Origin of the sequence: Vogesella sp. AC12 (assembly GCF_024437575.1) — a bacterium.
Classification (GTDB): Bacteria; Pseudomonadota; Gammaproteobacteria; order Burkholderiales; family Chromobacteriaceae; genus Vogesella; species Vogesella indigofera.
Window position 1 is genome coordinate 246,315 of record NZ_JANFNU010000002.1, and the last position, 22,765, is coordinate 269,079.

Genomic DNA, 22,765 nt, shown 5'->3' on the forward strand with positions numbered 1-22,765 from the left:
AGCACGGCAGAACAGCGCCGAGTCAGATCGCCTGCTGCAGCCACTGCACCAGTGGCTGCACCCGGCGCAGGTGGCGGTCGTGCGGCGGCAGCACCAGGTAGTAGCCCTTGCCGCTGCGCACGCTGCGCGGGCAGGGGGTGACCAGGCTGCCGTCGCGCAGCGCGTCCTGCACGATCAGCGGATCGACCAGCGCGATGCCCAGCCCGTGCCGCGCCGCCTCGATGCCCATCACGTCGGCGTCGAACAGCAATTCCTTCTGTCCCTTCGGCCACGGTGCCGCCAGCCACAGCTGCCAGTCGTGACGGTCGCGGCTGGTGTGGATCAGCGGATACTGCGCCAGTGCGTCCTCGGCCAGTGTCAGCGCGCCGCCCAGCAGCGACGGCGCCGCTACCGGGGTCAGCACCTCCTGGTGCAGCAGCTGCACGCTGACTCCCGGCCAGTTGCCGTCGCCGTACTGGATCGCCATGTCGAACAGCCCCCAGTCGAAGGCGGGCTTCTCTTCCCACACCGTGCTGACGCTGATGTCGAGATCGGGAAACTGTTCCTTGAAATGCTGCAGCTGCGGCACCAGCCAGCGCACCGCGATCGACGGCGGCGACTTGATGCGGATGCTGTGCTGGCGTTGGTTGAGTTGTTCGCAGGTTTCGCTGATTTTCTGGATCGCCTCGTGCAGGCCGTGCTGCAGCGTGGCGCCCTCCGGCGTCAGCGTGATGCCACGCTGGCTGCGAACCAGCAGCGGAAAACCGAAGTGTTCTTCCAGGTTGCGCACCTGGTGGCTGACCGCACTTTGCGTCAGGTACAGCGTGTCGGCGGCTTTGGTGAAGCTTTGCAGGCGGGCAACAGCCTCAAAGATACGCAAGGCATTGAGCGGGGGCAGTTTGGTCATCGGGCAGCGGACGCGGGTGGCTATCCGCCACAATCTGCCGTATCGGCAGCCGGCTCGTCAATGCGCACTGCAATTCTTCGCTGATGGTGCCGCAGCGCCAGGCGATCTCGTCGCAGCTCAGCGCCGGGTCGCCCCACAGCGTGACCTCGTCGCCGATGCCCACCTGCGGCTGCGCGGACAGGTCGATCGCCAGCACGTTCATCGCCACGCGCCCGACCAGCGGCACGCGCTGGCCGTTCACCAGCACCGGGGTGCCGCTGGGTGCCGCGCGCGGGTAGCCGTCGCCGTAGCCGGCGCCGACGATGCCGATGCGCATCGGCTTCTCGGCGGTAAACGCGGCGCCGTAGCCGATGCTGTCGCCGGCGGCCAGCTCGCCGATGTGCACGATGCGCGCGGCAAAGCGCATCGCCGGCAGGATACCGGCCGGCCACAGGCTGGTGTCGGGGTAGAACGGGTTGTTGTTGTACAGCAGGCCGCCCAGGCGCACCGCGGCGCCGTGGGTCAGCGGCGCGCGCAGGGTGGCGGCACTGTTGGCCGCGGTAAACGGCAGCCCGGTGGTGGTGACCACCTGCATGAAGCGCTGCCACGGCGCATCCAGCCGGATCGCCAGATCGTCGGCGCAGGCGAAGTGCGTCATCAGCCCGGCCACCTCGCAGATGCCGTCCTGCTGCAATTGCTGCACCACCTCGATCGCGCGCTCCGGCACGAAGCCGAAGCGGTTCATGCCGGTATTGACCTTGACCCACACCCGCAGCGGCAGGCCGCAGGCACGCAGCCACTGCAGCTGGTGCTCGGAGCGCAGCACCACGTCCAGCTGCCAGGCGTGCGCCTCGTCCAGCTCGCGCGCCTCGATGGCGCCTTCCAGCAGCAGGATCGGCGCGTGGATGCCGGCGTGGCGCAGCGCGATGGCGTCGTCGAGGTTGATCAGCGCAAAGCCGTCGGCGTCCGGCAGCGCCTGCGCCACGCGCAGCAGGCCGTGGCCGTAGCCGTTGGATTTCACCACCGCCCACACCCGGGTGCCGGGCAGCTGCCGTTTGGCGATGGCGTAGTTGTGGCGCAGGGCGGGGAGGTTGATTTCGGCGTAGGCGGTGCGGGTCATGGCGGGTCTTTCGTGCCGGGGCAGGGCGCCCCGGCGGTCGGTTCAGTAAAAATCATCACGATTCGCTGCGCTTCGTGAAACGCTACGCGGTGAGTACGGCTTCGGCATGCGGTTTATGTCTGGATAAATGCCGCTTCCTCAGCCGTTTTCGCCTTGTCTCGCGTGGGCGCGCCAGATCGTGAACACGCTCTTACTTGAACGGGTAGATGTCGTAGCTGAAGTACTTGTTCTGCACCTGCTTGTAGGTGCCGTTGTCGATGATCTTCTTCAGCGCGGTGTTCACCTTGGCCAGCAGCTCCTTGTTGCCCTTCTGCACGGCGATGCCGGAGCCCATGTAGTACTTCGGATCGTTGTATACCGGGCCGACAAAGGAATAGCCCTTGCCCATCGGTTTCTTCAGGAAGTCCTCGTCGCCGACGTTGGCGTCGAGGTAGACCGCGTCCAGGCGCTGGTTGCTGAGGTCAAGAAAGCTGTCGGTGACCTTGCCGTACAGCTTCAGCTTGACGCCCTTCGGTACCCACTTGGCGGTGGCTTCCTCGCGCTGTACAGAGGTACGCAGCACGCCGATGGTCTTGCCCTTGAACCACTTGTCGTCGATCTTGGTGCCGGACTTGGCGATCAGGCGGCCGGGGATGTTGAAGTACATGTCGCTGAAGTCGACCGCCTTGGCGCGCTCCGGGGTGATGTTCATCGAGGCGATGGCCAGGTCGTATTTCTTGGCCTGCACCGCCGGAATGATGCCGTCGAAGTCCATGGTGCTGACTTCGCACTGCAGCTTGGCCTCGGTGCAGATGGCACGGGCGATGTCCGGATCGAAGCCGACGATGCTGCCGTCCGGGTTGACCTTGGAGAACGGCGGGTAGCTGACGTCGGTAACGATGCGCACGGTCTGGGCATTGGCCAGCAGCGGCAGGGAGCACAACAGGGACAGCGCGAGGACTTTGTTGCAGTTCATGGTGATCTCCGATTGTTTCTTGGTTTGGTGTTGGCGGCGGTGCCGGTGCCGTTGAAATCAGGCTAATGATCTGGCGGCTGCGGAACAAATGATTTATGGCGATCGGTGCATGAGAGAAATTCATGCTGCACTGCGTTTGAGCGCGGTAGCTGCAGCTTGCGGCCAACGTTGGCCGCAGACGGCAAAACACCGGCGCGCGGCCGGTGTTGTCGGGGGGTAGGCGGGGCGGCTTAGTCTTCCAGCAGGCCGTCCAGCTGGTGCTTCTTCAGCAGCGCCGCGTACTCGCCGCTGGCCTTGACCTGGTCGATGGCCTTGTTGAGGCGCTGTTTCAGCTCGCCGTCCTGCTTGCGCAGCGCCACCGCCACGCCTTCGCCGAGGATCTTGTCCTTGCGCCCGTCGAATACCGGCCCGGTAAAGGCAAACGCCTTGCCCGCCGCGGTATCGAGGAAGCCCTTCTGCAGCTGCACGGTGTTGCCGAAGGTGAAGTCGGCGCGGCCGGATGTCAGCTCCAGCATCGGGTCCTGCGCGTTGACATAGCGTTTCACGCTGGCGGCCTTGAAGTACTGGGTCACGTAGCTGTCCTGTGGCGTGCCGGTCTGCACCGCGATCACCTTGTCCTTGAGATCGGCGGTCAGCTGGGTGCCCTTGCGCGCCACAAAGCGGTTCTGCATCAGGTAGTACACCTTGCTGAAGTCCACCACCTGGCGGCGCTTGTCGGTGATGTTCATCGACGACATGATCGCGTCGTACTTCTTCGCCTGCAGGCCGGGGATCAGCCCGTCCCACGGCTGGTTGACCACCTCGCACGGCGTGGCCATCGCCTTGCACAGCGCGTAGGCGAAGTCGACCTCGAAGCCGGCGACCTTGCCGCTGGCGTCGACATACTCGAACGGCGGGTAGGTGGCGTCGGTGGCAATGCGCAGCGGCTCGGCGGCGTGGCTGGCGAACGGGGCCAGCAGGCTGGCAGTCAGGATCAGGTGCTTGAGTTTCATGTTTTCTCCTTGAGACGCTTTGATGGTGCTTATCCAATGAAACGACGGTGTTGCAGCGCCGGCAGGCAGCTGCGCCAGGTCTGTTGCCCGGTGAAATCGAGTGTCGCCAGCGCGATGCCCTCGCCCTCGGCGTGGCAGGCCAGTACCTGCCCCCACGGGTCGACGATCATGCTGTGGCCGAAGGTGCGTTTGCCGCCGGGGTGGACGCCGCCCTGGCCGGGCGCCACCACGAAGGCGAGGTTTTCCACCGCCCGTGCGCGCAGCAACAGTTCCCAGTGCGCGAGGCCGGTGGTGTGGGTGAACGCCGCCGGCGCGGTGATCAGCACCGGGGCCGGCGCCTGGCGGTATAGCTCGGGGAAGCGCAGGTCGTAGCACACCGACAGCCGCGTCGGCCCCCACGGCGTGGCGGCGCTGACGACGCTGTCGCCGGCCTGCATGGTGTCGGCCTCGGCGTAGCGTTCGCGGCCGTCGTCGAAGCCGAACAAATGGGTCTTGTCGTAGCGCGCCGCGCACTGTCCCTGCGGACCGAACAACAGGCTGCTGTTGCAGAAGCGCCCCGGCTGCGTGCCCGCCAACGGCAGGGTGCCGGCCAGCAGCCAGACGCCGTGGTGGGCGGCGGCGGCGGCCAACCTTTGCTGCAGCGGACCGGCGCCGAACGGCTCGGCAATGCTCAGCCGCGCGCGCTCGTCCTCCGGCATCAGGTAGAAGTACTCCGGCAGCGCGACGAACTGCGCGCCCTGCGCCGCGGCCTCGGCCAGCAGCGCCTCGGCCCGTTCAAGGTTGGCCGCAAGGTCGTCGCCGGACACCATCTGGATGGCGGCGGCGGTCAGTTTCTGCATCGCCATGCTCAGCCTCCGATCCGGCACAGGCGCTCGGCGCCGGCGAGCAGGGTGACGTCGTCCTTGGCGAAGGACAGGCGGATCACGCGCTGGTCGGTGCCGTCGCGGTAGAACGCCGACACCGGGATGGTGGCCACGCCGTGCTCGACGATCAGGCGCTGCACGAAGTCGCTGTCGCTGTCGTCCGTCAGGTGGCCGAAGCTGGCCAGCATGAAGAAGCTGCCCTGGCTCGGGATCAGCTTCAGTGGTGACGCCGCCAGCGCCCGGCTCAGCAGGTCGCGCTTGTGCTGATAAAAATCGGACAGGCCGAGGTAGTGCGCCGGCTCCGCCATCAGCCGCGCCAGCGCGTACTGCATCGGGGTGTCGGCGGCGAACATCGCGAACTGGTGCACCTTGCGGATCTCGTCCATCAGCACCCTGGGCGCCAGGCAGTAGCCGACGCGCCAGCCGGTGACGTGGAAGGTCTTGCCAAACGAGGTCACCACCACCGAGCGTGCGGCCAACTTGGGGTGGCGGCTCATGCTGTGGTGCAGCGCGCCGTCGAACACCACGTGCTCGTACACCTCGTCGGACAGGATGATGATGTTGCTGCCCTCGGTGAGTGCCTCCAGCCGGGCGATGTCGGTGTCAGACAGCACGGTGCCGGTCGGGTTGTGCGGGGTGTTGAGCAGGATCATGCGCGTGCGCGGCGTGATGCGGGCGGCGACCTCGTCCCACGGGATGGTGAACTCCGGCGCCGCCAGCTTGATCACCACCGGGGTGGCGCCCTGCAGCTCGATCATCGGGATGTAGCTGTCGAACGCCGGCTCGAACACGATCACCTCGTCGCCGGGATGTACCAGCGCGGCGATGCTGGAGAACAGCGCCTCGCTGGCGCTGGCCATCACCGTCACCTCGTCGTCGACGTCGTAGCGCTGGCCGTACAGCGTCTCCACCTTGGCGGCGATCGCCTCGCGCAGCAGCGGCAGCCCGCTCATCGGTGCGTACTGGTTGTGGCCGGCCTGCATCGCCTCGTGTGCATAGCGCACCAGATCGGCGCTGCACGGGAAGTTGGGCGCGCCCTGCGACAGGTTGATGGCCTGGTGTTTGGCGGCCAGCTGGCCGATCACGGTGAAGATGGTGGTGCCGACGTGCGGCAGCTTGGAGGGGACGGTGACGGAGTTGTGCATGATCTGTGGGGGCCGGTTGTGGTATCTGGCGTCCATTGAACGCCACTGCCCCTTGTGCGACAAACGATTTATCGGCATGTTATGGCTGAGAATTTTTCAGTCATGGAGGCCGCGATGTCGCGCCGCAATCTGCCGCTGTACGCCTTGTCGCTGTTCGAGGCCGCCGCCCGTCACCAGAGCTTCACCCGCGCCGCCGACGAGCTGTGCCTGACCCAGGGCGCGGTCAGCAAGCAGATGGCGCAGCTGGAGGCGCACCTGGGCTACCCGCTGTTCCACCGCTACGCGCGCAGCCTGAAACTGTCGGTGCAGGGCGAGTGCCTGCTCGGTTACGTGCAGCAGGCGCTGGGCCTGCTCGACAAGGGGGTGGCGGAGGCGGCGGCAGCCAGCGCGCCGTTACGGCTGAAGGCGCCCAGCTGCATCGCGCGCTGGTTATTGCAGCAGTTGCGCGCTTTTGCCGACGATGCGCCGGAGATCAGCGTGCAGCTCAGCGGCGTGCACGCCCACGACATCGACTTTGCCCGCGAGAACTACGACCTGGCCATCGTCTACCGGCCGCTGGCGGCCGCCGGCGAGCGCGGCGTGGTGCTGTTCGCCGAGCGGCTGACGCCGGTGCTGGCGCCGTCCTTGCTGGCACAGGTTGGCCGCAAGTTGGACAGCCCGGCGGCGCTGGCCGCCTATCCGCTCTTGCACCCGTCTGCCGATCGTCGCGACTGGCGGCAATGGCTGCAGGCCAACGGTGAGCGGCAGCCGGCGCTGATGGCCGGCACCGTGTTCGACACCCTGGACCAGGCGATGAATGCGGCACTGCAGGGCTTCGGCGTCACCCTCGGCGACGTCACCCTGCTGGCGGAAGAACTGAAAAGCGGGCAGGCGATCGCGCCGTTCGCCAGCTGTCTGGACAGTGGCTACGGCTATGTACTGCTGCTGCCGGAACAGGCGCCGTCGGCCGCGGCGCTGCGGCTGCAGCAGTGGTTCCGGCAACGCATCGCGCCGGTGGCCTGAATCCTCCCCGCTAACGCCGCGATGGCAGCATGGCGTCTGCTCATGGCCGGCAGACGGCTCAGTGCAGCCAGCGCGCGGCCAGCCAGTGGCAGAAATCCTGCACCATCGCCGCGGTCAGCTGGTGGCCGGCCGGGTAGCGCTGCAGCTGGTGCGGCACGCCCAGCTCGCTCAGCCAGCGTTCGGCTTTTTCTGCCCACGCCAGCGGCAGCTTGTCGTCGAACTCGCCGTGCGAGATGAAGCCGGCCAGCGTCGCCAGGTCCTGCGGCGCGGCCAGCAGCGGCGCGATTTCCGGCAGGATGCGGCCGGACAGCAGGCCGAAGCCGCCGACCAGCTGCGATGAGGTCAGCGCCAGCCCGGCGCTCATGATGCCGCCCTGGCTGAAGCCGGCGATGACCGTCTGCGCGGCGCCCAGCCCGCATTCCGCCTGCAGGCTGGCCACCAGCCGCTGCAGCTGCTGGCGGCTGGCTTCCGCCTGCACCGGGTTGATCGACGGCCCTTGCGCGCCAAAGCTGACCTGGAACCAGCCGAACTGGCCGGGACCGAAAACCAGCGGCGCCTGCACCAGCACCACCCGAACCCGGGCATCCAGCTGTTGCCCGAGCGCGGCCAGCTGCCCCTCGTTGCCACCGACGCCATGCAACAGCAGCAGCAACAGTTGCGGCGCGGTGGCCGTGTCGGCCGACAGCACGCGGTAGTGCAGACCGGAGGCGGCATCCTGGCGCAGTGCCGATGGCTGCTGTGAAAAAAGGGGCTGGTGGGGGGGCTGGCTGTGCATTGGTGTTCCTCGGCTAAACGGCGGCGCCATTGCTGGCGGATGACCCCGATTCTGCGGCCGGACTGGCCAGGGATAAACAGCGATGGACGAAACGGATTATTGCCATACAGGAAAGAATCGAACTGCGGCCGAGTGGCTGCCGCGGGGGAGGGGGCGTGTTCATCGCGTGGCTGGTGTTGCCCGGATGGTGGAGCAGGGCAGCGCTGCTGTTGCGGGCAACAAAGAAAAAGGACTTACAGAGTGATCTGTAAGTCCTTGATTTCTTGTGGTGGGCCCTGCGGGGCTCGAACCCGCGACCAAAGGATTATGAGTCCTCTGCTCTAACCAACTGAGCTAAAGGCCCAAACGGCGGCCATTATAGCAGGATATTGGCTTACTGGTTGCCCGGCTCGTTGTCGAGGAAGCTGCGCAGGCGCTCGGAACGGGTCGGGTGGCGCAGCTTGCGCAGCGCCTTGGCTTCGATCTGGCGAATCCGCTCGCGCGTCACGTCAAACTGCTTGCCGACTTCTTCCAGCGTGTGGTCGGTATTCATGTCGATACCGAAACGCATGCGCAGGACCTTGGCTTCACGCGGGGTCAGCGAGTCCAGCACTTCCTTGGTCGCATCGCGCAGGCTGGAGTACATCGCCGCTTCCGCCGGTGCCACGGTGACCGAATCCTCGATGAAGTCGCCCAGATGGGAGTCGTCATCGTCACCAATCGGAGTTTCCATCGAGATCGGCTCTTTGGAAATCTTCATGATCTTGCGGATCTTGTCTTCCGGCATTTCCATCTTCTCTGCCAGTTCGGCCGGGTCGGGTTCGCGACCGGTTTCCTGCAGGATCTGACGGCTGATACGATTCATCTTGTTGATGGTTTCGATCATGTGCACCGGAATGCGGATGGTACGTGCCTGGTCGGCGATGGAGCGGGTAATCGCCTGACGGATCCACCAGGTGGCGTAGGTCGAGAACTTGTAGCCGCGACGGTATTCGAACTTGTCCACCGCCTTCATCAGGCCGATGTTGCCTTCCTGGATCAGGTCGAGGAACTGCAGGCCGCGGTTGGTGTACTTCTTGGCGATGGAGATTACCAGACGCAGGTTGGCCTCGATCATTTCGCGCTTGGCGAGGCGAGCTTTGGTCTCGCCGGACGACATCTGGCGATTGATTTCCTTCAGCTCGTTGATGGTCAGCATCGACAGCGTCTGCAGCTCGGCGATCTTGCTCTGCTTCTCGATGATCGCGTACTTGAAGCGCGACAGCACGTCGGACCAGGGCTTGCCGGCCGCGATTTCGCGCTCGACCCAGTCCAGGTTGCACTCGTTGCCCGGGAACTGGCTGACGAAGTGCTTGCGGTCCATGCGCACACGGCTGACACAGATGTCTAGGATTTCGCGTTCCAGCTTGCGGATGTCGTTGACGCTGCTGCGCAGGCTCTCGCACAGGCTCTCGATCTGGCGGGTGGAGAAGCGCACCAGCATGAACTGCGCGGAAATCGCGTCCTGCACCTCGTTGTACTGTTTGCTGCCAAAGCCGTGCTTGGCCAGCGTTTTCAGCAGCTGGTCGTAGAGGGTGCGGACTTCGGCGAAGTGGGCCAGTGCCTGCTGCTTCAACTCTTCCAGATTGGCTTCGTTGATGCGTGCCTGGTTGGCTTCTTCGTCCTCTTCGCTTTCTTCCTCTTCATCCTCGTCCAGTTCCTCGTCGGAGGCCGGCTCGGCGAACGGGACTTCTTCGGTGGCTTCTTCGGCGTTCGGGTCGATGATGCCTTCGATGATCTCGTCGATGCGCATCTCGCCGGCTTCAACCTTGGCGATCAGGCCGAGTACCTGCGCCACGGAGCCCGGGCATGCCGAGATGGCCTGAATCATGTTCTTCAGGCCTTCTTCGATACGCTTGGCGATGACGATTTCGCCCTCGCGCGTCAGCAGCTCGACCGAACCCATTTCGCGCATGTACATGCGCACCGGGTCGGTGGTACGGCCGAATTCGGCGTCCACGGACGACAGCGCGGCTTCCGCTTCTTCCACCGCGTCTTCATCGGCCACCGCCGGCGTCGAATCGGACATCAGCAGGGTTTCTGCGTCCGGTGCCTCGTCATAGACCTGGATGCCCAGGCCGCCAATCATGGTGACGATGTTCTCGATCTGCTCGGTGTCGGAGACGTCCTCGGGCAGGTGGTCGTTGATCTCGGCGTAGGTGAGATAGCCACGCTCTTTGCCCAAGGCAATGAGCATACGAAGCCGCTTGCGCTGTTCTTCGATGCTCATTGGCTCGGTTGCCGGTTCGTTATTCTGTTTCTTGATGTCGGGAGAAGCCGCCATTTGGTTTCCTGCTCAAAAAAAGCCGAAAAAAACAATTGATTATATCACAACCCGGTATCACCCGTTGCGGGGGGCCGCGCCGGAGGGCGCCAGCTTCCTTGCAAGCAGGGTACGCAGCAGTTGTAACTCCTCGCTGCTCAGGTGTTCGTAGCCTTTGGCCGACAGGCCGGAGATCAGGTCGTCGTCGTAACGGTCGGTCAGGCGGATAAAGCCCAGCCGGAAGTTTTCGCGGTCGTTCTGATCCGGGTTGGAGAATTCTTCCGGTTCGCGCATGGTGTCCAACAGGACGGAGTCGATCGTGAGCTCGTGTGGGCTGTGCCGGAAAAATTCTGCCAGTCGTGCTGTCGTCAGTTCGCTGTCACTGGCCTGTATTGCTTCCACGATGGCCACCAGGGTGGCCATCTCGTTTTCGTAGGGCCGATTGTCACTTACTAGGACATCGTGCGCCCACGCGGGGTTCATCAATAGCCACTTGATCTGCTTGCGCACCATCGAGCTGCTGCCGGGGCGGTTCGACTGTTCAGGTAGCTGGTAATCGCGTCGCCCCTTGCGCTCCGGACGGCTGTGTCCGGTGAGCATGTCAAATTCGTCGACATCCATGCCGGCCAGTTCGGCCAGCCTTTTTTTAATGATATAGCCCAAGGTGGGGGCGGCAATCTGTTCCAACAGGGGCTTGGCCTGACGGACCAGGTCGGCACGCCCTTCCGGGGTACTCATGTCGACGCGGGAGGTCAGCTCCTGGGTGAAATACGCCGACAGCGGCACGCTTTGTTCTTTCAGCGCGGCTTCGAAGGCCTCGCGGCCGAACTCGCGGATGTAGCTGTCGGGGTCGTGCTCTTGCGGCAGGAACAGGAAGTGCAGTGCCTTGCCGTCGACCAGCTGCGGCAGGCTGTTTTCCAGCGCCCGCCACGCCGCCTTCTGCCCGGCCTTGTCGCCGTCAAAGCAGAAGTAGACGTGGTCGGCGTGGCGCAGCAGCTTGCGCACGTGTTCGCCGGTGGTGGCGGTGCCGAGGGTGGCCACCGCGTACGCCACGCCGTACTGTGCCAGCGCCACCACGTCCATATAGCCTTCCACTACCAGCACGGCATTCGCGTCGCGGATCGCCTGGCGCGCCTCGTACAGGCCGTACAGCTCGCGGCCCTTTTCGAACAGCGGCGTTTCCGGCGAGTTCAGGTACTTCGGCGCATTGGGCGCCTTGTCTTTCGACAGGATGCGGCCGCCGAAACCGATGATGCCGCCGCGCTGGTTGCGGATCGGGAACATCACCCGTTCGCGGAAGCGGTCATAGCGGCGGCCGCCGTCCTCGGCATCGATGACCAGCCCGCACTCGGCCAGCACCGGGCTCAGGTATTCGGGAAACACGCTGGCCAGGTTCTGCCGGTTGTCCGGGGCGTAGCCCAGGGCAAAGCGGGCGGCGACTTCGCCGGTCAGGCCGCGGCTCTTCAGGTAGTCGATGGCGACCGGCGCCTGTTTCAGCTGCTGCTTGTAGTAGCGGGCGGCCTGTTCCAGCGCGTCTTCCAGCGACAGCTTCTTCTCGCGCGCCGCGCGACTGGCCTCGGGGTTGGCCGCACGCTCTTCCGGCACCGGCAGGCCGATGCCTTCGGCCAGCATCTTCACCGCGTCGACAAACGGCAGCCCCTGGTACTCCATCACGAAGCCGATGGCGGAGCCGTGCGCGCCGCAGCCGAAGCAGTGGTAGAACTGCTTGCTGGGGCTGACGGTGAAGGACGGCGATTTTTCCTTGTGGAACGGGCAGCAGGCCATGTAGTTCTGGCCTGCCTTTTTCAGCGGGACGTAACGATCCACCACGTCGACGATGTCGACGCGGGACAGCAACTGGTCTATGAAATCCTGCGGGATCATCCGGCGGGGATCAGCCTGCCAGCTTTGCCTTGATGCGGGCGGAGACGGCGGCCATGTCGGCACGGCCGGCCATGTGCGGCTTCAGTAGCGCCATCACCTTGCCCATATCCTGCATGCCGGCGGCACCGCTGCTGAGGATGGCGCCTTCGATCATGGTGTCGATCTCGGCCTCGCTCAGCTGCTGCGGGAGGTAGGCCATCAGCACCGCCATTTCCGCCTTTTCCTTGTCGGCCAGGTCTTGGCGCTGGGCGGCTTCGTACTGGCTGATCGAGTCACGGCGCTGTTTCAGCATCTTGTCGACCACCGCGGTGATGGCGGCGTCGTCCAGCTCGATACGCTCGTCGACTTCCTTTTGCTTGATCGCGGCCATCAGCAGGCGGATGGCGGCCAGGCGTTCGGTTTCGCGGGCTTTCATCGCCGATTTCATGTCGTCTTGGATGCGTGCTTTCAGGCTCATGATCGTGTCCGTACTTGAGGGGGAAACGTTGGCCGCATGCGGCCAACGTATAAATGGCAAAACCGCAGGACAGGCCTGCGGTCTTCATGCGTACAACCGGGAAGCTTAGTACAGCTTCGGTGGCAGCATCTGGCTGCGGATGCGCTTGTAGTGGCGCTTAACGGCAGCCGCTTTCTTGCGCTTGCGTTCTGCAGTTGGCTTTTCGTAGAACTCACGAGCACGCAGTTCGGTCAGCAGACCGGTTTTTTCGATCGCGCGCTTGAAGCGACGCATGGCAACTTCGAACGGCTCGTTCTCTTTAACGCGAATATTCGGCATTTAGCGAAGGTCCTTAAAATCTTGGCTTGAGGCGTAAAACCGCCCCGAGGAAAATGAGTATTGTAAACAACGTCGTAGCTTTTGTAAAAGCCTGATGCAGGGCAAAGGGTATTTGTGTGCCTGAATGCATCATCCCTTGCGGGAAGAAATCACCCCCTCGAGTGGCGAAGACGGAGTCGCCGAATAAAAGCGTCGAGGCATGCGGCCCGCCAGATGGGCTTCGCGGCCTGCTTCGACAGCAAGTTTCATTGCCCGTGCCATACGCACGGGGTCTTGTGCTGCGGCGATGGCGGTGTTCATCAACACACCGTCACAGCCTAATTCCATACCGATGGCGGCATCGGATGCGGTGCCGACGCCGGCATCGACCAGAACGGGCACATTGGCCTGTTCGATGATCAGTTGCAGGTTCCACGGATTGAGGATGCCCATGCCGGAGCCGATCAGGCTGGCCAGCGGCATGATGGCGCAGCAGCCGATCTGTTCCAGCTCGCGTGCGGCAATCGGATCATCCGAGGTGTACACCATGACATCGAAACCTTCCTTCACCAGCGTTTCCGCGGCTTTCAGGGTTTCGCGCATATTGGGATACAGATTGTTCGGGTCGCCCAGCACTTCCAGCTTCACCAGGCGGTGGTCGTCCAGCAGTTCGCGCGCCAGGCGCAGCGTGCGCACGGCATCGTCTGCCGAGTAGCAGCCCGCCGTGTTGGGCAGCAGTGTATACCGGTTTTTCGGCAAAAAGTCCAGCAGGTTCGGTTCGCCGGCAGTCTGTCCCAGGTTGACGCGGCGGATGGCGACGGTGACGATTTCGCAGCCGGAGGCATCCAGAGCGTCGGCGGTCTGCTGGAAATCCCGGTATTTGCCGGTGCCTACCAGCAGTCGCGATTGATAGGATTTTCCTGCAATGGTCAGAGCGTCCTGCACGGTATCTTTCTCCTTGGGGTAGGTTAGCCGCCGCCAACGGCAACGACGACTTCCAGCGTGTCGCCATCGCTCAGCCGGGTGTGCGCATGCTGGCTGCGCGGCACGATTTCGCCATTGTGTTCGATGGCGATGCGCTTGCCGCGCAGGGCGAGGGTGTCGATCAGCGCGTCCAGCGTGCCGATCTCGTCAAACTGGCGCGTCTCGCCATTGATGATGAGCGTGGTCATGGTTATTGGCGTCGTTCGGCCTGCTGCACGACATTGACCTGCTGGATCGCGGTCAGCACGTTTTCCAGATGGGTCAGGTTGTCGACCTGCAGGCGGAAGTGGATGTGGATGAAGCCGTCGCCACCGTGGTTTTCCTGGGTGTCGACCGTTTCGATGTTGGCCGAGGCCTGCGAGATGGCGGCGGCGATTTCGGCCAGCGCACCGCGCTGGTTGTGCGCCAGCACGCTGATGTTGACGCCGAACATGCGGTCCTTCTGCGGCTCCCAGTTCACTTCCAGCAGCTTTTCCGGGTCGATGCGCGCGGCATTGCCGCAGCCCTTGCGGTGTACCAGCAGTCCCTGGCCCTTGCTGATCGCGCCGATGATGGCGTCACCAGGGATCGGGTTGCAGCAGCTGGACAGTTGCACCGCGCCGCCCTCGTTGCCGCGGATGGTGACCGGGCCGACGTCCGGGGTCTGCCCCAGCTGTTCGCCGGACAGCTCGAACAGCTTGCGCGCGATCACGATCGCCAGCTGTTTGCCGGTGCCGATGTCGGCCAGCAGGTCGTTGAAGCTGCGCTGGCGTTCGCCCAGCGCGTGCAGCAGGCTGTCTTCCAGCTTCGGCGAGATGTCCAGCGGTGTCGGCGACAGCGCGCTGGCCGCCTGGCGCAGCAGCTTTTCGCCCAGCTGCACAGCATCCTTCTGCTGCAGCGTTTTCAGGTAGTTGCGGATGCCGGAACGGGCGCGGCCGCTCTGCACGAAATTGAGCCACGACGGGTTGGGCTTGGCCTGGGTCGAGGTGATGATCTCGACGGTGTCGCCGTTGCGCAGCACGGTGCGCAGCGGTACCAGGTTGAAGTTGACGCGGCCGGCGATGCAGCGGTGGCCGATGTCGGTGTGTACCGCGTAGGCAAAGTCGACCGGGGTGGAGCCTTGCGGCAGCACCATGATCTTGCCCTTCGGGGTGAAGACGTAGACTTCGTCCGGGAACAGGTCGATCTTGATGTGTTCCAGGAATTCGATCGCGTCTTCGCTTTCTTCCTGCATGTCGAGGATGCTCTGCAGCCACTGGTGGGTGCGCTGCTTGGCGGCGTCGATGCTGGCGTCGCCAGACTTGTACATCCAGTGCGAGGCGACGCCGGCCTCGGCGACGGCGTTCATCTCCTGGGTACGGATCTGCATTTCCACCGGCGTGCCGTAGGGGCCGAACAGGGTGGTGTGCAGGCTCTGGTAGCCGTTGCCCTTGGGGATGGCGATGTAGTCCTTGAACTTGCCGGGGATCGGCTTGTACAGGCTGTGCAGCGCGCCCAGGGTCAGGTAGCAGCTGGCGTTGTCCTTGACCACGATGCGGAAGCCGTAGATGTCGAGCACCTCGGAAAACGACAGGTGCTTTTCCTGCATCTTCTTGTAGATGCTGTACAGGTTCTTCTCGCGGCCCTTGATGGTGGCCTCGATATTGGCCTCGCCCAGTTTCTGGGTGACGGCCTGCAGGATCTTGTTGACCACTTCGCGGCGGTTGCCGCGCGCGGCGCGTACCGCCTTGGACAGCACGCTGTAGCGGTGCGGGTGCAGGTGCTTGAACGCCAGGTCCTGCAGTTCGCGATAGACCTTGTTCAGGCCGATGCGGTTGGCGATCGGCGCATAGATTTCCAGCGTTTCCAGCGCGATGCGCTGGCGCTTGTCCTCGCGCATCGCGTCGAGGGTGCGCATATTGTGGAGCCGGTCGGCCAGCTTGACGATGATGACGCGGATGTCGCGCGCCATCGCCAGCACCATCTTGCGGAAGTTCTCCGCCTGCGCCGATTCCTTGGTCTGGTATTCCAGCCGTTCCAGCTTGGACAGGCCGTCGACCAGGTCGGCGATGGTGCGGCCGAACTTCTCGCTCAGCGTCGGCTTGCTGACACCGGTGTCTTCCAGCACGTCGTGCATCAGCGCGGCGGCCAACCCTTGCGCATCGAGGCGCCAGTCGGTGAGCATCGCCGCCACCGCCAGCGGGTGGGTGATGTAGGGCTCGCCGCTCTTGCGGGTCTGGCCCTCGTGTGCCTCGCGCGCGGTGGCGAACGCCTGCCGCAGCAGCTGCACGTCCTCCGGGCGCAGGTACTGGTTGGCCGCGTCGAACAGGGCCGCCGCCTCGGCGTCAACGAGGGCGTTGTAGTCGATGTGTTCGGCGGCGCTGTCCTGGCTCATGTTGCGGCTTACGACTTGTTGCGGGTCAGGATCTCGCGGCCGATGTGGCCGGCGGCGATTTCGCGCAGCGCGACCACGGTCGGCTTGTTGCGGCCCTGTTCCACGAAGGTGGTGGCGCCGGAGGCAACCTGGCGGGCGCGGTAGGATGCGGCCAGGGTCAGGTCAAAGCGGTTCTGGATACGGTCCAGGCAGTCGTCAACAGTAATGCGGGCCATGAATGGGTGTCTCCCTGGTGAGGTGGTGCAAAAAATAATGGGGTTGTGGCAGCGGATCTGCAAGTATCAGGCCGGCGTCTGCATCGCGGCAATCGCTGCCTGATGGTGACGGCATTGCCGCTCGCTGCGCAAGCGCTGGCTGCGGATGACGCTGATCAGATCCAGGCGCGCCTGTTCGAAATCGTCGTTGACGATCAGGTAGTCGTACTCGGCGACCTGGTCGATCTCGGCGCGCGCCTCGGACAGGCGGCGGGCGATGACCTCCTCGCTGTCGGTGGCGCGACCGCGCAGGCGGGCTTCCAGTACCGCGATCGACGGCGGCAGGATGAACACCGATACCGCGTCCGGGAACACCTCGCGCACCTGGCGCGCTCCCTGCCAGTCGATCTCCAGCAGGATGTCGCGGCCTGCGGCCAACCTTTCGCGCAGCCAGCGCTTGCTGGTGCCGTAGTAGTTGCCGTAAACCTCGGCGTACTCGAGGAAATCACCGGTGGCGATCATGTTTTCGAACGTGGCGCGATCGCTAAAGTGGTAGTGCTTGCCGTTTTCTTCACCCTGGCGCGGGGCGCGGGTGGTATAGGACACGGAGAGTTCGACACTGGGCTCAGCTTGCAGCAGCGCGCTGACCAGCGAGGTTTTGCCGGCTCCGGACGGGGCGACCACGATGAAAATCGTGCCGTTTGTTTGCGACATGAGGCTTCCTGCCAACGATCGGAAATAATATTTCAGGATACCACAAGGGGCATTGTTGGTTAAGTGCCGCGCAGCCGTGTATCTCGCCGAGCGTGAAACAACCGTTTCAGTTAAAATCGCGCGTTTTGTCAGAAACTTATCTGCGTAATTTGAGGGAGAACAAGATGCTGCTGGAAAGCTTTTTCAAGCTGAAAGAGCACGGCACCGACGTGAGAACGGAGGTCATCGCCGGCTTTACCACCTTCCTGACCATGGCCTACATCGTCATCGTCAACCCGGCGATTTTGTCGCTCACCGGCATGGATTTCAATGCCGTCTTCGTGGCCACCTGCCTTGCGGCGGCGCTGGGCACCGGCATCATGGCGCTGGTCGCCAATTACCCGATCGCACTGGCGCCGGGCATGGGCCTGAATGCCTACTTCACCTTCACCGTGGTGCAGGGCATGGGCGTGCCGTGGCAGGCGGCGCTGGGCGCCGTGTTCATCTCCGGCATCGTGTTCCTGGCGGTGAGCCTGTTCAAGGTGCGTGAAGCGATCGTCAACGCCATTCCGCAGTCGCTGAAGTTCGCCATTTCCGCCGGGGTCGGCCTGTTCCTCGCCATCATCGCGCTGAAGAATGCAGGCGTGGTGGCCGATCATCCGGCCACGCTGGTGACGCTGGGCAACCTGCACGACCCGAAAGTGCTGCTCGCCATCCTCGGCTTCTTCATCATCGTGGCGCTGGAATACCGCCGCGTGCCGGGCTCCATCATCATCGGCATCCTGGCGGTGACGGTGCTGTCGGTGACACTGGGGCTGTCCAATTTCGAAGGCCTGTTCGCGCCGGTGCCGAGCATGGCGCCGACCTTCATGCAGATGGATCTGGAGGGGGCGTTGTCCGCCGGCCTCTTGGGCGTGATCTTCGTGTTCTTCTTTGTCGACCTGTTCGACACCACCGGCACCCTGGTCGGCGTGTCGCATCGTGCCGGCCTGCTGGACAAGGATGGCAAGCTGCCGCGGCTGAAGCGCGCGCTGATGGCCGACTCGATCGCCATTACCGCCGGCGCGGCAATGGGCACCTCGTCGACCACCGCCTATATTGAATCTGCAGCCGGCACCGCCGTCGGTGGCCGTACCGGCCTCACCGCGCTGGTGGTGGCGATCCTGTTCCTCGCCTGTCTGTGGATCTCGCCACTGGCGAAGACGGTGCCGGCCTACGCCACCGCGCCGGCGCTGTGCTACGTCGCGGTATTGATGACGCGCGGCCTGGCCGAGATCGACTGGGACGACCTGACCGAATCGGCGCCGGCGGTGATGACCGCGGTGGCGATGCCGTTCACCTTCTCCATTGCCGACGGCATCGCCTTCGGCTTCATCAGCTATGCCGTGATCAAGATCCTGGCCGGCCGCTTTGCCGACCTGAAGCCGGCGGTGCTGGTGATTGCCGGACTGTGGGTCGTGAAACTGGCATTCTTCCACTAAGGCCTTGAATTGATGGAAAACCTGAGCAACCTGGATTACTCCCGCTACCTGAAGGGCTGGATCCGCACCGTACCGAACTGGCCGAGCGAAGGGGTGATGTTCCGCGACATCACGCCGCTGCTGCAGAACCCGAAAACCTTCCGCATGCTGATCGACATCTTCGTGCACCGCTACATGGGCGAGCGCATCGACATGGTGGCCGGGCTGGACGCGCGCGGCTTCATCATTGGCTCGGTGCTGGCCTACGAGCTGAATGTCGGCTTCGTGCCGATCCGCAAGAAGGGCAAGCTGCCGTTCACCACCGTGGCCGAGGAGTACGAGCTGGAGTACGGCAACGCCACGGTGGAGATGCATACCGACGCGGTGAAGCCGGGCGACCGCGTGGTGCTGATCGACGACCTGATCGCCACCGGCGGCACCATGATGGCCGGCTACAAGCTGCTGCAGCGCCTCGGCGCGGAAGTGGTCGAGACCGCCGGCATCATCGAGCTGCCGGAGCTGGGCGGCGGCGAGCTGATGCGCGAGCTGAACATCCCGCTGTTCACGGTGTGCTCGTTCGACGGCCACTGAGCGCCGTTGCGGCCTGGGCCGACAACCGGCAGTCCCTCGCGGGGGACTGCCGGTTTTTTCATGGCCAAGGTTGGCCGCAACGGCTTGCGGCCAACCTTGGCGTGCGATTACAGCTTGAAGCGCTCGATGCGCTGCTGCAGCTCGTCCGCCAGCTGGCGCAGCTGTCCGGTGGCGCGGGTGGCGTGCAGCACCGACTGGTCGGTGCCGTCTATCATGTCGTGGATCTGCGCCACATTGCGCGCGATGTCGTGGCTGGCGCTGGACTGCTGGGCGGTGGCGCTGGCGATGCCGGCCACGGTGCGCATCACCTGCTGATTGTGGTGGTGGATGCCGGAGATGGCAGCGGCGGCGCGTTCCGCCTGCTGCACCCCGGTTTCCACCTGGCGGATGGCGGCGTTCATGCTGTCGTTGGCGTTGCGGGTCTCGTCCTGCACCTGGCGGATGCTGGCGGCGATTTCCACGGTGGCGCCGGCGCTGCGCTCCGCCAGCTTGCGCACCTCGTCGGCGACCACGGCAAAGCCGCGCCCCTGTTCGCCGGCGCGGGCGGCCTCGATCGCCGCATTCAGCGCCAGCAGGTTGGTCTGCTCGGCGATGTCCCGGATCACCTGCACCACGTGGCTGATCTGGCCGGAGCGCTGCTCCAGCCCGGCCAGCACACCGCTGAGCTGGCGGATGGTGTCGGCGATGCGCGAGATCCCGCTGGCGGTGGCATGCACGCTGTCGGCAACCTGTTCCGCCTCCTGGCCGGCCTCGCGCACGCTGCCTTCGGCGACGCGGGCGGAGTCGGCGATGTGGCTGATGCTGACCGACAGCTGCTCGATGGCGGCGGCCGTGGCGGTGGCGGCCACCGCCTGCTGCTGCGAGCGGGTGCTGATGTCGCCGGTTTCGCCGGCCAGCGCCTGGGTGGCGTGGTGCACGGCGCCGACCCGTTCGCGCACTTCCAGCAGCATCTGCCGCAGCGACTGGCTGAAACGGTTGAAGGCACCGGCGGAGGCGCCGATCTCGTCGCGGCCGCGGATCGCCAGCTCGCGGGTGAGGTCGCCGTCGCCGGTGGCCAGCGCGCTCAGTGCCTGCTGCAGCCGCGTCAGCGGGGTGGTCAGCCGCCGCAGCAGCGCGGCGAGCACCAGCAGGATCAGCAGCAGCGCGCCGAGGCTGAACAGGATGGTGTCGCGGGTGGCGGCGCGGCTGTCGGCCAGCGCGCTGTCCAGCGGGATCGAAATGCGCACCGCCCACGCGTTGCGGATGTTGCCGACGCGCATCGGCTCGATGTAGTGCAGTACCTGCGCGTCGTCGACGTACTGCAGGCTGGCGCCGCTGCGGATCGCGCGGCGCGCCGCCGCCGGCAGCCCCGGGTCCGCCTTGCCGACCAGTGCCTTGTCGCCAGCGCCGAGCACCATGCCCTTGCTGGAGTAGATGGTCATGAAGCCGCTGCCGTAGGGCCTGATCGCGGCGGCGACGGCCTGCAGCTGTACCAGGCCGAAGTCGATGCCGGCGACGCCGAGAAAGCGGCCGTTATCGAGGATGGGGTAGGACAGCGTCGCCATCAGCACCTTGATGTCGTGGTCCTCGTACGGCTCGGTCAGCACCGGCTGCAGGCTGTGTTTCGGACCGTCGTAGTACTCGCTGCCGTCGGTGTCCTCCGAGCCCCACACCACGTCCTCCTGACCGCCCTTGCGGAACCAGTAGCTGCCGGCGCGGCCGCTGGCGCCGTTTTCCGGTTGCCCGGCCAGTTCGCTGTCGCGGCCGTCCAGCGCGTTCGGTTCCCAGCCGAGGAACACGCCGATGGCCTGCGGGTTGGTCTGCATCAACAGGCGAGTGTGGGCGCCGGCAAGGGCGCGGGCGTTGGCCGGCGCGCCGCGCTTGAGCACCAGCGCGTAGGCGGCGAGGTCCTTGGCGGTGGTGTAGGCGCCTTCCAGGCGCTGGTTGAGCTTGGCGGCCTCGTTGGTGGCCAGCAGCCGGGTGGCGGCCAGCACGTGCTGTTCCGCCTGTTGCGCGGAGAGGTGGGCGTTGACGCCGATGATCAGGCTGAAGCCGCCGAGAACGAGCAGGCCGGTGCCGACCAGCAGCTTGGCCTTGATGGTGTCGAACATGATCTTCCTTGTCGCTGCAGCGTGGTTGTGGTGGTGCGGGTCGGCTGATGATAGGCGGCGGCAGGGCGGAAGATAAAGCGACGGGTGTTTAATATTTTAAATTAACGTGCGACAAATGACGTTTGTGCAACAGTTTTGTTAAACATTAATGGCCATAAAAAACCGCCGTGGCTGCTGTTGCAGCCACGGCGGTGGTGTGGCTGTTTAAGATTTAGCTCGCGACGCGGGTGATGTTGGCACCGACGGCATTGAGCTTGGCTTCGATGTGCTCGTAACCGCGGTCGAGGTGATAGATGCGGTCGACGATGGTCTCGCCCTCGGCGGCGAGGCCGGCGATCACCAGGCTGGCGGAGGCGCGCAGGTCGGTGGCCATGACCGTGGCGCCGGACAGTTTTTCCACGCCCTTGACGATGGCGGTATTGCCTTCCACTTCGATGTTGGCGCCCATGCGGTTCAGCTCCGGCACGTGCATGAAGCGGTTTTCGAAGATGGTCTCGGTCATCACCGCCGCACCTTCGGCGATGGTGTTCAGCGTCATCATCTGCGCCTGCATGTCGGTCGGGAACGCCGGATGCGGCAGGGTACGCACGTTGACCGCTTTCGGACGGCGCTTCATGTCCAGCGAGATCCAGTCGTCGCCGCACTCGATCACGGCGCCGGTTTCGGTCAGCTTGTCGAGGATCACGTCCATGCTGCGCGGTGCGGCATTGCGCAGCACCACGTGGCCCTGGGTCATGGCACCGGCGACGAGGAAGGTGCCGGCCTCGATGCGGTCCGGCATGATCGCGTGTTCGGCGCCATGCAGGCGCTCGACGCCTTCGATGACCAGCTTGTCACTGCCGATGCCCTGGATCTTGGCACCCATCGCCACCAGGCAGTGGGCGAGGTCGACCACTTCCGGCTCGCGCGCGGCGTTTTCCAGGATGGTGGTGCCTTCGGCCAGCACCGCCGCCATCATCAGGTTTTCGGTGCCGCCGACGGTGACCATGTCCATCACGATGTGGGCGCCGCGCAGTTTCTTGGCGCGCGCCTTGACGTAGCCGTGCTCGATGGAGATCTCGGCGCCCATGGCAACCATGCCCTTGATGTGCTGTTCCACCGGGCGCGAGCCGATGGCGCAGCCGCCTGGCAGCGACACGGTGGCCTCGCCGAAGCGGGCCAGCGTCGGGCCCAGCACCAGGATGGACGCACGCATGGTTTTCACCAGGTCGTACGGCGCCACCAGGGTGTCGAGGCTGGCGGCGGTGATCTCGAACTCGTGCACATTGTCGGTCATCACGCGCACGCCCATGCCCTGCAGCAGCTTTTGCGTGGTGGCCACGTCGCGCAGCATCGGCACATTGGTGAGCTTCAGCGTGTCGGCGGTCAACAGGCCGGCGCACAGGATAGGCAGGGCGGCGTTCTTGGCGCCGGAAACACGGATTTCACCGTTGAGCGGGCCGTTGCCGCCTTGAATGACCAGTTTTTCCATTTTCGTGATTTAGCCTTGTTGCTGCGCCCATTCTTCCGGGCTGAGTGTCTTCATTCCCAATGCATGAATCTCGGCGCGCATGCGGTCGCCGAGGGCCTGGTACACCAACTGGTGGCGCTGGACGCGATTGCGGCCGGAGAATTCCGCGCTGACGATCACGGCGTTGAAGTGGGTGCCGTCATCGCCCTGCACGTCAATGTAGTCACAGGGAAGTCCGGCGAGAATGACTTCCTTGATATAGTCTGCACTTACCATCATGGTTCCTGTCTTTTGTTGTAATGGCGCGGCACGCA

The 22,765-nt window shown here is 64.6% G+C and carries 22 protein-coding genes and 1 tRNA gene; 3 read left to right on the forward strand and 20 right to left on the reverse strand.

All coding sequences use genetic code 11. The annotated features are described in order from the left end of the window. Positions 1 to 22: 22 nt before the first annotated feature. The 6 genes from NOM55_RS05015 to NOM55_RS05040 all read right to left on the reverse strand — a co-directional run bounded on the left by NOM55_RS05015 (position 23) and on the right by NOM55_RS05040 (position 5,940). A complete protein-coding gene (locus tag NOM55_RS05015; protein WP_255907753.1) occupies positions 23 to 886 on the reverse strand; it encodes a LysR substrate-binding domain-containing protein in 864 nt (287 codons plus the stop codon). Beyond that, positions 846 to 1,985: an alanine racemase gene (alr, locus tag NOM55_RS05020; protein WP_255907754.1), complete on the reverse strand. Its 1,140-nt coding sequence runs from the start codon at positions 1,983 to 1,985 to the stop codon at positions 846 to 848. Before alr ends, NOM55_RS05015 begins: the two co-directional genes overlap by 41 nt. A 190-nt stretch (positions 1,986 to 2,175) precedes the next feature. Continuing rightward, complete coding sequence (locus tag NOM55_RS05025; protein ID WP_047967794.1) at positions 2,176 to 2,940, reverse strand: transporter substrate-binding domain-containing protein; 765 nt, start codon at positions 2,938 to 2,940, stop codon at positions 2,176 to 2,178. A 230-nt stretch (positions 2,941 to 3,170) separates the two neighbouring features. Beyond that, positions 3,171 to 3,932 carry a transporter substrate-binding domain-containing protein gene (locus NOM55_RS05030; protein ID WP_047967793.1) on the reverse strand — a complete coding sequence of 254 codons (762 nt, stop codon included), beginning with the start codon at positions 3,930 to 3,932 and terminating at the stop codon, positions 3,171 to 3,173. Between the two features lie 29 nt (positions 3,933 to 3,961). Next, complete coding sequence (locus NOM55_RS05035; protein ID WP_255907916.1) at positions 3,962 to 4,771, reverse strand: carbon-nitrogen hydrolase family protein; 810 nt, start codon at positions 4,769 to 4,771, stop codon at positions 3,962 to 3,964. Positions 4,772 to 4,779: 8 nt separating this feature from the next. Further along, positions 4,780 to 5,940 (reverse strand): methionine aminotransferase, encoded by a 1,161-nt coding sequence (locus NOM55_RS05040; RefSeq protein WP_255907756.1) that lies wholly within the window; start codon positions 5,938 to 5,940, stop codon positions 4,780 to 4,782. A 114-nt stretch (positions 5,941 to 6,054) separates the two neighbouring features. On the opposite strand from NOM55_RS05040, the gene NOM55_RS05045 reads away from it, so the two are divergent. Next, the gene (locus NOM55_RS05045; protein ID WP_255907757.1) at positions 6,055 to 6,942 is read left to right on the forward strand and encodes a LysR substrate-binding domain-containing protein; all 888 of its coding nucleotides are present in this window, start codon (positions 6,055 to 6,057) and stop codon (positions 6,940 to 6,942) included. Positions 6,943 to 7,000: 58 nt separating this feature from the next. Here the strand turns inward: NOM55_RS05045 and NOM55_RS05050 are convergent, their stop codons facing one another. The 11 genes from NOM55_RS05050 to gmk form a co-directional block, all read right to left on the reverse strand. Continuing rightward, on the reverse strand, positions 7,001 to 7,717 hold the full coding sequence (locus NOM55_RS05050) for an alpha/beta hydrolase (RefSeq protein ID WP_255907759.1): 717 nt from the start codon (positions 7,715 to 7,717) through the stop codon (positions 7,001 to 7,003). Positions 7,718 to 7,983: 266 nt separating this feature from the next. Further along, positions 7,984 to 8,060: transfer RNA gene (locus NOM55_RS05055), tRNA-Ile, on the reverse strand. A 30-nt stretch (positions 8,061 to 8,090) separates the two neighbouring features. Further along, a complete protein-coding gene (gene rpoD, locus NOM55_RS05060) occupies positions 8,091 to 10,019 on the reverse strand; it encodes an RNA polymerase sigma factor RpoD (RefSeq protein WP_047967789.1) in 1,929 nt (642 codons plus the stop codon). 57 nt (positions 10,020 to 10,076) lie between these two features. After that, positions 10,077 to 11,882: a DNA primase gene (gene dnaG / locus NOM55_RS05065; protein ID WP_255907760.1), complete on the reverse strand. Its 1,806-nt coding sequence runs from the start codon at positions 11,880 to 11,882 to the stop codon at positions 10,077 to 10,079. Between the two features lie 10 nt (positions 11,883 to 11,892). After that, positions 11,893 to 12,339 carry a GatB/YqeY domain-containing protein gene (locus NOM55_RS05070; RefSeq protein ID WP_047967787.1) on the reverse strand — a complete coding sequence of 149 codons (447 nt, stop codon included), beginning with the start codon at positions 12,337 to 12,339 and terminating at the stop codon, positions 11,893 to 11,895. Positions 12,340 to 12,444: 105 nt separating this feature from the next. Continuing rightward, the gene (rpsU, locus tag NOM55_RS05075) at positions 12,445 to 12,657 is read right to left on the reverse strand and encodes a 30S ribosomal protein S21 (protein ID WP_047967786.1); all 213 of its coding nucleotides are present in this window, start codon (positions 12,655 to 12,657) and stop codon (positions 12,445 to 12,447) included. 129 nt (positions 12,658 to 12,786) lie between these two features. Further along, a complete protein-coding gene (locus tag NOM55_RS05080; RefSeq protein ID WP_047967785.1) occupies positions 12,787 to 13,581 on the reverse strand; it encodes a thiazole synthase in 795 nt (264 codons plus the stop codon). A gap of 23 nt (positions 13,582 to 13,604) precedes the next feature. Then, positions 13,605 to 13,808: a sulfur carrier protein ThiS gene (gene thiS / locus NOM55_RS05085; protein WP_047967784.1), complete on the reverse strand. Its 204-nt coding sequence runs from the start codon at positions 13,806 to 13,808 to the stop codon at positions 13,605 to 13,607. 2 nt (positions 13,809 to 13,810) lie between these two features. Then, positions 13,811 to 15,973: a bifunctional (p)ppGpp synthetase/guanosine-3',5'-bis(diphosphate) 3'-pyrophosphohydrolase gene (locus tag NOM55_RS05090; RefSeq protein WP_255907761.1), complete on the reverse strand. Its 2,163-nt coding sequence runs from the start codon at positions 15,971 to 15,973 to the stop codon at positions 13,811 to 13,813. An 8-nt stretch (positions 15,974 to 15,981) separates the two neighbouring features. Then, entirely contained in the window at positions 15,982 to 16,188 is a 207-nt protein-coding gene (gene rpoZ / locus NOM55_RS05095; RefSeq protein WP_047967782.1) for a DNA-directed RNA polymerase subunit omega, read from the reverse strand. A 66-nt stretch (positions 16,189 to 16,254) separates the two neighbouring features. Further along, positions 16,255 to 16,881, reverse strand: coding sequence for a guanylate kinase (gene gmk / locus NOM55_RS05100; protein ID WP_255907762.1), 627 nt, complete (start codon positions 16,879 to 16,881; stop codon positions 16,255 to 16,257). Between the two features lie 164 nt (positions 16,882 to 17,045). On the opposite strand from gmk, the gene NOM55_RS05105 reads away from it, so the two are divergent. Beyond that, a complete protein-coding gene (locus NOM55_RS05105; protein WP_047967780.1) occupies positions 17,046 to 18,341 on the forward strand; it encodes an NCS2 family permease in 1,296 nt (431 codons plus the stop codon). Positions 18,342 to 18,353: 12 nt separating this feature from the next. Continuing rightward, a complete protein-coding gene (locus NOM55_RS05110) occupies positions 18,354 to 18,911 on the forward strand; it encodes an adenine phosphoribosyltransferase (RefSeq protein ID WP_047967779.1) in 558 nt (185 codons plus the stop codon). A 107-nt stretch (positions 18,912 to 19,018) separates the two neighbouring features. On the opposite strand, the gene NOM55_RS05115 is transcribed toward NOM55_RS05110, so the two are convergent. From NOM55_RS05115 to NOM55_RS05125, 3 genes are all read right to left on the reverse strand, one after another. Continuing rightward, the gene (locus NOM55_RS05115; RefSeq protein WP_255907763.1) at positions 19,019 to 21,001 is read right to left on the reverse strand and encodes a methyl-accepting chemotaxis protein; all 1,983 of its coding nucleotides are present in this window, start codon (positions 20,999 to 21,001) and stop codon (positions 19,019 to 19,021) included. 211 nt (positions 21,002 to 21,212) lie between these two features. Further along, a complete protein-coding gene (murA, locus tag NOM55_RS05120; protein ID WP_047967777.1) occupies positions 21,213 to 22,472 on the reverse strand; it encodes a UDP-N-acetylglucosamine 1-carboxyvinyltransferase in 1,260 nt (419 codons plus the stop codon). Positions 22,473 to 22,481: 9 nt separating this feature from the next. Then, the gene (locus NOM55_RS05125) at positions 22,482 to 22,730 is read right to left on the reverse strand and encodes a BolA family protein (RefSeq protein WP_245961109.1); all 249 of its coding nucleotides are present in this window, start codon (positions 22,728 to 22,730) and stop codon (positions 22,482 to 22,484) included. Positions 22,731 to 22,765: the final 35 nt, after the last annotated feature.